Annotated in this window: 9 protein-coding genes; 2 read left to right on the forward strand and 7 right to left on the reverse strand. The window is 74.8% G+C overall.

What is annotated here, in order from left to right; translation table 11 throughout:
* Positions 1 to 303: 303 nt before the first annotated feature.
* Positions 304 to 3087: an ATP-binding protein gene (locus ACFV4F_RS34315; RefSeq protein ID WP_380508518.1), complete on the forward strand. Its 2784-nt coding sequence runs from the start codon at positions 304 to 306 to the stop codon at positions 3085 to 3087.
* A 1-nt stretch (position 3088) separates the two neighbouring features.
* On the opposite strand, the gene ACFV4F_RS34320 is transcribed toward ACFV4F_RS34315, so the two are convergent.
* Both ACFV4F_RS34320 and ACFV4F_RS34325 read right to left on the reverse strand, forming a co-directional pair.
* A complete protein-coding gene (locus ACFV4F_RS34320) occupies positions 3089 to 3988 on the reverse strand; it encodes an endonuclease/exonuclease/phosphatase family protein (RefSeq protein ID WP_380508521.1) in 900 nt (299 codons plus the stop codon).
* A 26-nt stretch (positions 3989 to 4014) separates the two neighbouring features.
* Complete coding sequence (locus ACFV4F_RS34325) at positions 4015 to 4581, reverse strand: hypothetical protein (RefSeq protein ID WP_380508524.1); 567 nt, start codon at positions 4579 to 4581, stop codon at positions 4015 to 4017.
* Between the two features lie 300 nt (positions 4582 to 4881).
* Between ACFV4F_RS34325 and ACFV4F_RS34330 the strand changes: the two genes are divergently transcribed.
* Positions 4882 to 5955 carry a YncE family protein gene (locus tag ACFV4F_RS34330; protein WP_380440362.1) on the forward strand — a complete coding sequence of 358 codons (1074 nt, stop codon included), beginning with the start codon at positions 4882 to 4884 and terminating at the stop codon, positions 5953 to 5955.
* Positions 5956 to 5979: 24 nt separating this feature from the next.
* Here ACFV4F_RS34330 and ACFV4F_RS34335 read toward each other — a convergent pair whose 3' ends face one another.
* The 5 genes from ACFV4F_RS34335 to ACFV4F_RS34355 all read right to left on the reverse strand — a co-directional run bounded on the left by ACFV4F_RS34335 (position 5980) and on the right by ACFV4F_RS34355 (position 12546).
* Positions 5980 to 7602: an AMP-binding protein gene (locus ACFV4F_RS34335; protein ID WP_380508527.1), complete on the reverse strand. Its 1623-nt coding sequence runs from the start codon at positions 7600 to 7602 to the stop codon at positions 5980 to 5982.
* Between the two features lie 17 nt (positions 7603 to 7619).
* Positions 7620 to 8831, reverse strand: a complete 1212-nt coding sequence (locus ACFV4F_RS34340) for an acyl-CoA dehydrogenase family protein (protein ID WP_380440358.1) — start codon at positions 8829 to 8831, stop codon at positions 7620 to 7622.
* 56 nt (positions 8832 to 8887) lie between these two features.
* Complete coding sequence (locus ACFV4F_RS34345; RefSeq protein WP_380508529.1) at positions 8888 to 9733, reverse strand: 2,3,4,5-tetrahydropyridine-2,6-dicarboxylate N-succinyltransferase; 846 nt, start codon at positions 9731 to 9733, stop codon at positions 8888 to 8890.
* A 289-nt stretch (positions 9734 to 10022) separates the two neighbouring features.
* Complete coding sequence (locus tag ACFV4F_RS34350) at positions 10023 to 11135, reverse strand: hypothetical protein (RefSeq protein WP_380508532.1); 1113 nt, start codon at positions 11133 to 11135, stop codon at positions 10023 to 10025.
* A 40-nt stretch (positions 11136 to 11175) separates the two neighbouring features.
* Positions 11176 to 12546: a cytochrome P450 gene (locus ACFV4F_RS34355; RefSeq protein WP_380508535.1), complete on the reverse strand. Its 1371-nt coding sequence runs from the start codon at positions 12544 to 12546 to the stop codon at positions 11176 to 11178.
* Positions 12547 to 13000 lie beyond the last annotated feature (454 nt).

Below are 13000 nucleotides of genomic sequence, written 5' to 3' on the forward strand. Positions count from 1 at the left end.
CTATGTCACGTTATGACAAATATCGGGGGCGCGCCTGGGCAACTCCCCCGCCGTCGCCCAAGACCCACCGCCAGGGGGGGGGCCGCCGGGGGGGGGGGGCCGGCGGCCGGGCGCCCGGCGGTGGGGCGTCCCGGCTCCGGTGTGCGGCGCCGGGACACCGGCCGGGGCACCGGCCGCAAGGAGACCGGCCCCCGGGACACCGGCCGCAGGGTCGCCGCACTGTCAAGGGCACAACCGGAGCGGCGCGTTCGGCAGTAGCCTCTAACGGCTCGTCAACAATGGCCTTAGCAGCATGAATTGGAGATGACGGTGGCCGAAGGACTGCCCGCTGCGGGGGACGGTGGCGGGGACGGCGGGCCGGGGGCCCGGCTGCACGAGCGCGAGGCCGAGCTGCGGTCCGCCGGGCAGGCGATCGGGGCGCTCGCCCGGCCCGGGGACGGGAGCGGCAACTGCGGGCCCGGCGGGAGCGCTTCGGGGGAGGTGCTGCTGTACACCGGCGCGGCCGGACTGGGCAAGACCGCGGTGCTGACCGAGGTCCGGCGCGAGGCGGCGGGCGCGGGCTGCACCGTGCTGTTCGCCCGGGGCGGGGAGCAGCGGCGCCACGAGCCGTTCCACGTGGTGCGCCAGCTGGTGCAGCCCGTGCTGGCGGGCCTGTCCGACGGGGAGCGGGCGCGGGTGCTGGGGCCGTGGGAGGACATCGTGGGCCCGGCGGTGGGGCTGCTGCGGCCCGGCGGGCAGCTCGACCCGCAGGGGGTGCGCGACGGGCTGGACTTCGTGCTCACCCGGCTCGTCCAGCTGCGCCCGCCGGTGGCGGTGATCGTCGACGACCTGCACTGGGCGGACCCGGAGTCGCTGGGCTGGCTGGCGGGTGTGGCGGTGCGCGCCCGTGAGCTGCCCGCGCTGCTGGTCCTGGCCTGCCGTGACGAGTTCCCCGACGGTGTCCTCGCCCTGGAGCGCGCGCTGGCCGCCACGGCCGACCGGTGCCACCGGCTGCGGCCGCTGCGGCCCGCCTCGGTCGCGCACCTGGTGCGCGAGGCCCTGGGCGACGGGGCGGAGGACGCCTTCTGCCGTGACGTCTGGTCGGTCACCGCCGGGAACCCGTACGAGACCACCGCCCTGCTGCGCGAGGTCCTCGACCAGCAGCTCGACCCGGTCGGCGAGAACAGCGCGCAGCTGCGCGAACTCGCCGCCAACGCCCGGGGGATGACCTTGCGGCACTGGCTGGACAAGCTCGGCCCCACCACGCTGCGCTTCGCCTGGGCGGCGTCGATGCTCGGCACCGACATCCGCCCGGAGCTCGCCGCCGCGATCTGCGCCCAGAGCCCGGACACCGCCGCCGGATCGGTGCGGGAGCTGCGCCGGCACCGGGTGCTGACCGGCACGCCGGGCGGGCGGCTGGAGTTCGTCCACCCGCTGGTGGCGACCTCGCTCTACCAGTCCATGCCGCCGGCCACCCGCACCGGGATGCACGGGGTGGCCGCCGTCGAGGTGGAGAACGCGGGCCTCGGCCTGCTGGCGGCCTCCCGGCACCTGCTGGAGCTGCTGCCCGAGGGCGACGGCGCCATCGTGGCCAAGCTGCGCCGCGCGGCCCGCGAGCACCTGGCCATCGGCGCGCCGGAGGCCGCCCAGCGCTGTCTGCGCCGGGCCATCAGCGAGCCGCCCGCCGACGAGGACCGGGCCACGGTGCTCTACGAGCTCGGCTGCTCGGCCCTGCTCACCGATCCGGCGACCACCGTCAACCAGCTGGGCCTGGCGCTCGCCGAGCCGGACGGGCTGGACCCCGGGACGCGGGTGGACGCGACGTTCCGCCTCGCCCAGGCCCTGGCCCACAGCAACCGGCTCGACGAGGCGGCCGCGGTGTGCGCGGAGGAGGCCGCGCGGACCTCGCCGGGGCCGGGGCGGCTGCGTCTGGAGGTCGCGCACTTCATGTTCGCCGTGTTCCAGTCCGTGGACGAGGACGGGCCGGGGCGCTCCAAGCGGCTCGCGGAGTTCGCGCGGATGCTCGACACGGTCGGCCTGGCCTTCACCGACGCCGACGCCGACGCCGACAGCGATGCCGGCACCGACGAGCGGTCGCTGTTCGAACAGGACGGCCTGGCCCACGCGGTGGCCGTGCTGCGCTGCTGGGACCTGACGCTGCGCGGCGCCGACCGGGAGCGGGCGCTGGCCCTGGCCGAGTCCGCGCTGCCGCACGGCCGCCTGCCCTCCAGCCTGGGCTGGACCAACACCACCTGGGGCTTCGAACTGCCCGGCATCCTCGGCATCAGCTACCTGTACGCCGACCGCGTCGACCGGGCCGAGGAGCTGTTCACCGAGGCGGTGCGCGCCTACGAGGTCGCCGGGTGGAGCGGCGGCCACCTCGGCTTCGCCCACCTGCTGACCGGCATGCTCCGCTTCCGCTGCGGCGCCCTCGCCGAGGCGGAGGACCACCTGCGCCGGGCGCTGCGCATCGCCGGGCGGATCGGCCCGGGGATCCCGCTGCACTGGGACGCGGTCGGGGCGCTGGCCGAGACGCTGGCCGCGCGCGGGCGGCTGGCCGAGGCCCTGGAGCTCGCGCACGAGCACGGCTTCGGCCCGCCGTACCCGAGTGTGATGGTCCTGCCCGACGCGCCGACGCTGTACGGCCGGCTGCTGCTGGCCCGGGGCGACGCGCCGGGGGCGGCACAGGCGCTGGCCGCCGCCGGCGCGGCCCTGGACGCGCGCGGGTGGCGCAACACGGTGTGGGCGCCGTGGCTCGCCCACCTGGCCCGCGCGGTGGCGGGCGACGAACCGGAGCGGGCCCGCGCGCTGGCCGGGGAGGCGGTGCGCCGGGCCAGGGAGTCGGGCACGGACTCGGCGATCGGCAGCGCGCTGCGGCTCGGTGCCTCGGTGCACGAACGGGGGGACGCCGCCGAGCTGCTGGCGCAGGCCGTGCGGCACCTGGAGCGCTCCCCCGCCCGCTACGAGCACGCGGTGGCGCTGGTCGACCTGGGCGAGGCGCTGGGCACCGGGTCGGGCGCGCGCGACGCGCTCGCGCGCGGGCTGGAGCTGGCCACCCGCTGCGGCGCCGACGGCCTGGCTGACCGGGCGCGGGCGCTGCTGGGCTGATTCACAGGGGCAGTTCGACCGTCAGGGGCCGGTGGTCGGACACCTCGCTGCGGGAGGCGTGGCCGTACGGGGTGCCGGCCACGCCGCTGGTCAGGATGTGGTCGAACTGCACCAGCGGGCGGTGCGAGGGGTAGGTCCGCGCGCGGACGGCGTCGCGCCAGGCACCGTTCCGTCCAGCGGAGTCGCGCGGTGCGGCGAGCAGTTCGGCGGCGCTCAGGACGGTGCGCGGGATGGCGCCGACCAGGTTGAGGTCGCCGAGCAGGACGTGCGGGCGCGGCAGGGCGGCGATCCAGCGGCGCAGGAACAGCAGCTGGCGCACGTTCTGCCCGGGGACGGTCGACAGGTGCGCGGCCACCACCGTGAACGGCCCCCGCCGTCCCTCGACGACCGCCGCCAGCGCGGCGCGCGGCCGGTCGCGGGACCAGACGAGGCCCTGCTTGCCGGGTATGCGCAGCGGCACCGCGACCGGGGCCGGCGCGAGGCGGGCGGCCCGCCACACGCGCACCGGCAGGCGCGACAGCAGTGCTACGCCGTGCGAGGGGCTGCCGTCGTCCGGGCCCGCGTCGTCGGGCCCGTACACGCGCAGCCCGGGGCGGGACGGGTCGAGGAGCCAGCCCCGCCCGAGGACGGCGTGGCCGTGGAGCGCGGAGGCGTAGCGCCAGTGGGCGGCCGCCACCGCGCGGGCGACCGCGCCGGCCTGGTCGACGCCGCCGGAGCGCTCCTGGAGCCGGTCGACCTCCTGCAGCGCCACGACGTCGGCGTCCAGCGCGGCGACGGCCTCGCACAGCGGCCGCTCGGGAGCGGGCATGTCCCGCATGGACGCCGGGCGGCCGTCCGCCCCGACCGGCCTGCCGTGCAGCACGTTGAACGTCGCGAGGCACACCCGCTGGGTCATCGTCATGCCCCGGACGCTACCCGGACGCCGCGTCAGCCCTGCGCCTGCCCGGGGACGGTGAGGGGCCCGACGCCGGCCATGACCCAGGACGGGAAGTGGGCGAGGGGGATCGCGGCCGAGGCGGGGGCGTCCGGGCGCACCGATCCGGCCGGGAAGAACGCCACCCAGCAGCGCCGGCACAGCCGGCCGGCCTGCCACACCCGCATGTGGCGCTGCCACAGCGCCTGCCGCTCCGGCAGGCCCTGTTCGGCGGCCCGGGTGCGCTTGTCGCGGCTCTTGGTGTGCACGACGAGGCCGATGGCCGCCAGGATCCCGGGCAGGAGGAACACGCCGACGCGGCGGCCCAGCTGGTAGGCGGTCGAGTACCCGTCCATGTTCTCGGTGGAGTTCGCCAGGGAGACGAGGCCGAGCAGGCAGAAAACCCCGGCGATGGAGAAGAGCACGATCGCGGCGGTGTGCATGCGGATGCGGACCGGCCCCGGCTCGGGCGGCGGGGCCAGCAGCGCCCGCACTCCCCCGTCGAGGCGGACGTCCGCCAGGGCTTGCGGCACGGGGACGCACTCGTCCGGTGCGGCACACTGGGGGCAGGCCACGGCCATGGGTCAATTCCTCCTACGAGTCGATGAGTTGTGCGCATGCTTCGCCGGCCGGGTGCTCATGGTTCCGGTTCCCCCCATGGAGCGCTTCGGGGCCGAACGGCCGCGCGCATGCGGACGCTATCAGCGCCTTTGCGCGCGCTCAACGTCGATTGACCAGGGTGACGCGGCCGGGGTGGCAGCGGGCGCGGAGGATGGCCGAGAACCGGGCCCTGTCCGGCGGGTTGGTCCCGTAGCGTTTGCCCTCCGAAGTGTGGACTTGGGGAGGGTCTTGTGAAGTCTCGGGTGACGAAGGTGCGTTGGGTGGGTGCTCTGGCCGCGGCGGGGGCGCTGGTGGTGGCCGGGGCCGGTAGCGCGGGGGCGGACGGGACGGACGACGGCTCCGGCGGGCCGGTGCGGGGTGTGCCGCGGACCGTCGAGCTGGGTACGTCGCCGGTCTCGGTGGCGGTCACTCCGGACGGGCGCAAGGCGTACGTCTCGGTCAAGGACGGCACGCACGGCGCCAGGCTGAAGGTGGTCGACACCCAGAGCGGGGCCGTCACCGCCACGGTGACGCTGACCACCGGGTTCGGGGCCGACGCCGGGCCGGTGACGCTCAGTCCGGACGGCTCGCGCGCCTACGTGCTGTTCGGGACGAGCCGCAAGGTGCCGCTGTCCGTGCTGGGCACCGTCGACACGGCCACCGACACCCTGGTCTCCAGCACGGACGCCCCCGACCAGCCGCGCCCCGACGGCACCAGCCCCGGGGGCCTCGGCTCGCTGGCGGTGAGCCCGGACGGGTCGCGGGTCTACGTCACCCAGGACGGACCCGCGGCCTTCCACCGTCCGCCCCAGGAGGGCGCCCGCGTCCTGGAGTTCTCGCCGCAGCAGCAGGCGTACACCGCCGCCGTGCCGGTGCCCGGCCACTACCTGGGGTCGGTCGTGGCACGGGCCTGCGGCGACGACGCGTACGTCGGCACCGACGAGGGCCTGGTCCACCTGGACACCGGCGCCGAGCCCCCGGCCGTGGCCGGGACCGTCGCCGCCACCGCCGGCACCGTCGTCGCGCTGGCCCTCTCCCCCGACGGCACCCGCCTGTACGGGGTGGGCGACACCGGCACGGGCTACACCGTCGACACCGCCACCGACACCGTCACCGCGACCACGAACATCGCCCCCGGCCAGCGGCTGGAGAACCCGTCGGTGAGCGCGGACGGCACCCGGCTCTACGCCATCGCCCAGCAGTCGGCGGTCCTCTCCGTCGACACCGCCGCCGGCGCCCCCGTCCCCGGCGAGGGCGTCGGCGGCCTCGCCTACGTGACGGGCCTGGCGGTCGGGCCCGACGCCCACACCTTCTACGTCGCCGGCAACGGCAGCCTGCGGATCATCGGGTACTGACCCGCGCCGCGCCACCACGCCACGTCACCGGGCTGCGGCCGCCTGCGCGCGCAGGAGCTTCTTGTCGGGCTTGCCCGCGTCGGTGAGCGGCAGCTCGGTCAGGAAGGTGACGTGGGCCGGCTCGTGCAGCGGGCCACGACGGGTGCGCACCAGGGCGCGCAGCTCCTGCGGGTCGGGGCGGCTGCCGGGCACGGGGACGACGACGGCGTGGACGCGTTCGATCCGGTTGGCGTCGGGGGCGCCGAAGACCGCGCTCTGGTGCACCCGGGGGTGGGAGTTGAGGATGTCCTCCACCTCGGAGGTGTAGACGTGGCCGGCGCCGGTGTTGATGAGGTCCTTCAGCCGGTCGACGATGTAGAGGTAGCCCTCGTCGTCCAGGTGGCCGACGTCGCCGCTGTGCAGCCAGCCGTCCCTGAGGGCGGCGGCGGTCAGGTCGGGCTGCTTCCAGTAGCCCCGCATCAGGCTGTCGGAGGCGATGCACACCTCGCCGTGCCGGCCGGCCGGCAGGTCGCGGCCCTGCTCGTCGCGGATCGCGACCCGGTAGCCGGGGGCGATCCGGCCCACCGAGTGCAGCAGGTGCGGGCGGGCCGGGTCGTGGTCGCCGGTGTCCAGGACGCTGACGATGCCCGCCTCGTGCTGCCCGTACAGCTGGACGAGGACCGGGCCGAAGCGGCGCAGCGCGTCGGTCAGGCGGGCCGGTGAGGCCTGGCAGCCGCCGTAGGTGAGGCGGCGCAGGCTGGTGGTGTCGGTGTGCGCGGAGTCCGGGTGGTCCAGCAGTTGGTAGAGCAGCGGGGGCATCAGGAAGACGTCGGTGATGCGTTCGTGCTCGATGGCGGCGAGGACGGCGGCCGGCTCGAAGCCGTCGAGGAGCACCGCGCTGCCGCCGGCCCGCAGCACCTTGTCGGTCAGCTGGCCGGCGGCGTGGGCGATGGTGGTGCACACCAGCAGGCGCGGCGGGCCGGCCGGGTCGTCGGCGGGCAGGTCGGGGCCGAAGCGGCGGACCTGTCCGTAGGTGACGCAGATGCCCTTGGAGTGGCCGGTGGTGCCGCCGGAGTGGCGGATGGTGCGCACGTCGTCGGGGCGGGCGCGGCTGGTGAACGGTTCGGCGCTCTCGGCGGCGGCGAGGGCCAGCAGGTCGGTGCTCCCGGTCGCGCTTTCGGCCGCGCTTTCGCCGGGGCCTTCGCCGGAGTCTTCGCCGGGGCGCTCGCCGGAGCCTTCGCCGAGGCCTTCGCCGGGGCCTTCGCCCAGGACGAGGACGGCCTCGACGGGGGTCCGCGCGGTGATCGCGGCGGCGCGCTCGGCGTGTTCGGGGTCGACGATCAGCGTGTGGGTCTCGACGTCGCGGACCATGGCGGCCTGGGTGTCGGCCGGCAGCCGGGTGTAGAGCTGGTCGGTGCGGCAGCCGACCAGGTTGGCGGCGTAGCGCGCGGCGATCGCCTCGGGCCGGTTACCGGTCAGCAGGGTGACGGTGTGGTGGCGGTCGACGCCGCGGGCGCGCAGGGCGCGGGCGAGCCGGTGGGTGAGGTCGCGCAGCTGCCCGGCGGTGGTGACGCGTCCGTGGTGGAGCAGGACCGGGCGGGCGGGGTCGGTGGCCAACTCGTCGAGGATGTCGACGACTTCGGTGCGGAAGGGCGGGGTGGTCGGCATGTGTTCTGCGCCTCGGGTCAGTGGTGGGCGAGGGGGCGCGCGTCGACGGTGTGGTGCTCGTCGGTGAGCAGGGAGTGGGCGAGCACGCTGTAGAGCGTGTCGTTGGGTCCGTCGGCGATGCGCAGCCCGCGGATGTCGCGCAGGCGCTTCTCCTGGGGGGTCTGCTTGGTGTAGCCCTCGCTGCCGTGCAGTTGGAGGGCGAGGTCGACGGCGCGGTAGGCGGTGTCGGTGGCCAGGGCCTTGGCGGCGGAGCAGGCGGCGACGTCGGTCTCGCCCTGGTCGATGCGCTCCAGCAGGGCGAAGCACCACGCGGTGGCGGCCTCGACCTGGGCGGCGGCGGTGCCCAGGCGGGCGGCGACGGAGGGGATCGCGGCGAGCGGCATCCGGGCGACGGTGCGGGCGCGGGTGCGGGCCGCGGACTCCTGGATCGCGGCGGCGGCCGCGCCCAGGCAGACCAGGGACATCATCAGGCGCCAGGCGGAGAAGTGCGCGTCGAAGATCCGGCGGCCGTCGCCGGGGGCGCCGAGCAGGCGGTCCTTGTCCAGGCGGACGTCGACGAAGTGCAGGTGGCCGAAGCTCCAGCCGCGCATGCCCATCGGGTCGGTGGTGTCGGTGAGCACCCCGGCGGCGTCCATCGGGACCCACACGGCGGACAGCGGCACGTCGCGCAGGTCGGTGCTCTCCAGGTCGGCGCGGTCGACGAGTTTGGCGAAGACGACGAAGCCGTACGCCTCCTCGACCCGGCTGATCAGGCCCTTGGAGCCGGAGAGCGTGTAGTGGTCGCCGTGGTCGACCAGGACGGTCCGGAAGCCCCGCAGGTCCGAGCCCGAGTGCGGCTCGCTGGAGGCGATGCCGGCCAGCTTGCCCGCGCCGACGACCTGTTCGCGGGTGTCGCGCACGAGCGCGGGCGAGCCGTGGCGCAGCGGCATCGCGGCGTGGCCGGTGCTGAAGATCTCGCGGGCGTCGCAGTCGCGCTGCCCGGCGAGGAACATGGCCATGCCCTGGGCCACGCGTCCGGTCGCGCCGCCCGGTTCGTGCGGGGCTTCGATGTCGATGCCGGTGAGTCCGGCGGCGGCAGCCTTGGCACGCAGGGCGAGCCAGTCGGGGCGGGGGTCGCCCTCGCGGACGGGTGCGGGCAGGTGGGTGTCCAGGAAGGCGGTCAACCTGGCTTCGAGTTCGAGGAGTTCGGGGTGACGGAGCAGGAGCGGGCTGATGCCGGTGACGGGCATGGGTGGGCTTCGTCCTTGCGGAGTGGGTCGGCTGGAGGTCTTCGGAGGCTGAGCGGTCAGAGGCTGAGCGCGGCGGGCGGCTGGGTGCGCACGGCGTCGTTGAGCTTGGCCTTGTCGTGGCGCTCGCCCTTCTTCAGGTGCTTGATCACCAGCAGGCAGGGCAGTCCGAAGGTGCCGCCGGCGAACTCGCGCGGGCGGCTGCCCGGGACGGCGACCGTCCACGGCGGCACCTCGCCGCGGCTCAGCTCCTCGCCGGTGGCGGCGTCGATGACGGGGATCGTGTCGGTCAGCAGGGCACCGGCGCCCAGCAGCGCGCCCTCGCCGACCCGGGCGCCGCTGTAGACCATCGAGCGGGCGCCGATGAAGGCGTCGTCCTCGATCACCACGGGCTTGGCCATCGGGGGTTCGATCATGCCGCCGAGCCCGACGCCCCCGGACAGGTGGACGTTGCGGCCGATCTGGGCGCAGGAGCCGATGCCGACCCAGGAGTCGACCAGGGTGCCCTCGCCGACGTAGGAGCCGATGCCGATGTGGCTGGGCATCACCACCACGCCGGGCTCCTGGAAGCTGCCGCGCCGGATCACCGCGCCCGGCGACACCTGGACCCCGTCGATCGTGCTCTTCAGCGGGATCTTGTCGGCGCAGTGGAACGGGCCGAACTGCGAGGGCTGCGGCGCGGCCTGCTTGTAGAGCAGCAGGATCGCGTTCTTCAGCCACTCGTGCACGACGAACTCGCCGCCCACCGGCTCGGCCACCCGCGCGCGGCCGGTGTCGAGCAGGCCGATCGCGGCGTCGACGGCCGCCACCGCCTCGGCGGACTGCAGCGACACCTCGTCGCGGCGCAGCCACAGCTCTTCGAGTTCGCTCTGCAGGCTCGTCACATCGATGCCGCGATTGCCCATTGCCATTCCCCGCTCAACAGATCGTCCAGGTCTTCCAGGTCGGGAGCCGGCCCGCACGAGATTCCCCCGGGTGCGGTCTCCGGCTGCGCCGCGCGGCGCCGGGTCACTCCCCCGGGGCGTCCGCGCGCGACAACGGCACGCCGAGTTACCTTCCGGTAACGGCGCGCCGAAGTCACCCTGACATACCTGCGATTCGTAGATCAAATCGTGCATGTAGGCATAGATGTTAAGGTTGAAAAGTAAATTTTTGCCCTGATCATAGGGCTGCTTGGGGGTGGGTGGACCGGGCTCAGACCGGGGGCCGCCGGCTCGGCAGGGCCCCCCGCCCCGGCAGGGCCGGGCGTCCCGTCAGGCGCAGGGTGTCGGCCTCCAGGTACCGGCGGGAGTTGCACCCCCACTCCAGGTTGCCGCGCATCCACGCCTTCAGTCCGTCGGTGAACGTGCCGACGGCGGCCCGGTCGGCCTCGCCCAGCCCGTGCCAGCTGCCGCACAGGGCGGTGAGCGACTCCTCGGCGCGCAGGAAGACCCCGACGTCCCGGGCGACCTTGCGGTACACGTGGTCGATCGCGTCCTGCATCCCGCAGCCCAGCTCGCGGCCCACCGCCAGCACGCCGTTGGTGACCTCCCCGACGGCCAGCTCCTTGCGCAGCGACAGGACGTCGTTCACCCAGACGACCACGTCGGCCGCCTTGTTGACCATCGTGCGCAGCTGCTCGGACTCGTGGAGCAGCGCCGGGACCTCCTGGCCGGCCGCGTACTCCAGCAGGTCCAGGGAGGGGGTGATGCCGCCGGAGGCGCGGCGCAGCTGGGTGTAGCCGCTGAGGGCGGGGACGTGCCGGCGCTCGCGGTTGGCCGCCTCGTAGCGGAAGGCGTCGAGGAACTGGCCCATGTGGCCGATGAACCGCAGCTGCCACTGGAGGCTCTGGCGGCCGGCCAGGCGGCGCCACACCTCGGCGAGTTCGGCGGCGAGCGGGGGCATGCTGCGGGCGCGGGCGGTCCGCCGGTTTCCCCGCGCCGACGATCCGTCAGGGATCATCGGGAGGGCGGCGAGCATCCGCAGGGTGGTGCGGGTGTGGCCGGCGGCCCGTGCGGCCTTGGCGCACTCGCGGCCGTCGTAGAGGTCGTCGATGACGAAGGCCCAGGTGAACCAGCCGGCGAGGGGGGCGAGGCGCTCGGCGCGCAGGTGCGGGTAGCAGCGGGCGATGAGTTCGCCGAGGTGGGTGTCGGCGAGGCGCTGGCGGGCGCGCGGGCCGTCGACCAGGCCGTAGCGGTCGGCCCACGCCAGGATGAGGCGCTCCAGTTCCTGGCGGTGGGGGGACATGCGGGGCGGCAGGCGGTACAGGACGTGGCCGGGGTCGGGCAGGAGGCGCAGGTCGCGCGGGACGGGAAGGACGGGAGTCATGCCGTGTCGGTCTCCTTCGGACGGTCCGCTGCGGCCTGGTTCAGGAGTGTCTGGCGCTCAGGCGCAGGCGCAGCGGGGCCGGGTGGATCACGGTCCAGGGGCGGGGTTCGAGCAGGTGCGGCAGGACGGGTCCGGGCCGCGGCCGCAGGTGCCAGCGGGAGGCGATGACGGCGAGGGCCAGGGTGATCTCGGTGAGGGCGTAGACGTCGCCGATGCACTTGCGGGCGCCGTAGCCGAAGGGGACGTAGGCCTGGCGCGGGAGTTCGGCGCGGCGTTCGGGCGACCAGCGGCCGGGGTCGAAGCGTTCGGGGTCGGGGTAGAGGTCGGGGCGGTGGTGGAGGAGGTACGGGGAGAGCAGGACGGGGGTGCCGGGGGCGAGGTGCTCGCCGGCGAGTTCGACGGGTGCGGTGACGGTGCGGCTGTAGAACCAGGCGCTCGGGTAGAAGCGCAGCGTCTCGGCCACCACGCGGTGGGCGAGGTCGAGGCGGGCGACGTCGGCGGGGGTGAGCGCGCGGGTGTCGGCGCGCACGGGCAGGACGGCGCGGGCCTCGCGGGCGACGGCGTCGGCCAACTCCTCGTCCCGGGACAGGAAGTGCAGGGCCCAGCCGAGCGCGGAGGCGGAGGTGCCGATGCCGCCGGTGAGCATGGTGACGACCTGGTCGCGCATCTCGCGGTCGGTCAGCCCCTCGCCGATCATGAGGGCCAGGAGGTCGTCCTGCGTGCCGTCGCCGGCGCTCCGGCGGGCGGCGACGGCGCCGTCGACCTCCCGGCTCACCGTGCGGCAGGCGTGGCGGAAGCGGCGGTTGCCCGGTGTCGGCAGCCGGTCGAGCAGGGCGAACGGGTAGCGCATCTGCCGGCCGATGCCCGCGTGGAAGTCCGGGTAGACGGCGGCGATGCGGGCCACCGCGGCGGAGGAGCCGTCCGCGGAGAACATCGTGCGGGTGATGATGCGGGCGATCAGCGGGTAGGTGTGCCGCTCGACGTCGATCACGGCGCCGTCCGACCAGCCGCCCGCAGTGGCGAGGGCCTCCTCCAGCATCACCCCCAGGTACCGCCCGAAGGCCTCCGCGCGGAAGGCGGGCTGGAGTTGACGGCGCTGGCGCCGGTGCACGTCGTGCGGCGTGGAGCCCAGCCCGTCCCCGAGGAAGGGCCGCAGCTTGTCGAAGAGCGGCCCGCCCTTGTCGAAGTGCCGGCTGTCGGTGAGCACGTGCTGGAACAGCTCCGGCGTGCACACCATCACCGCCCGCTGCGGCCCGAGCAGCAGCTCGACGAGGTCCCCGTGCGCGGGCAGCGAGCGCAGGAACGGCAGCGGATCACGGAACAGCGCCGGAACGTGCCCGAGCAACGGAACCGCCCCGGGAGCCCGCCCGGCACGGTGAACGGGCGCGGCGGTCACGGCAGGTGCAGTCATGTCTCCCCATTCGACGACGACCAGGACCCCGGCCGGCCGGGACGAGACCCCCAGCCGCCGGAAGGCAGTCAATCTGGCACCGCCCGAGGGGAGTTGAGAAGCCCGGACCGCCCCCGAATATCTGTACTAGGACACTTTCCAGCCGGTGCGTCACACCCTGCCACCATTTGCCCCGGGCTGCGGCGGGTCGAGGTCAGGGACACCTGTTCCCTGACCACCTCGACATCAAGGCCTTCAGGAAGGCCCCCTGAGCGCGCCCCGGCCGCGCGCTCGGGGCGTGGCCGGGGGTGACGAACATCAAGCCGAGCAGGGCTTCAGCCCTTCAGTTCTGCAGAAATCGAGGATCTTCGGCCACGCGGTCCGGCTCGCAGTAGGGAGACGTATGCCGGTGGGGGGGGGGCCCCCCCACGCGGTACCCCCCCCCCCCCCCCCCCCAAACAAAAAAAAAATAAAA

The sequence above is a fragment of the Kitasatospora sp. NPDC059722 genome, assembly GCF_042733235.1.
Classification (GTDB): domain Bacteria; phylum Actinomycetota; class Actinomycetes; order Streptomycetales; family Streptomycetaceae; genus Kitasatospora.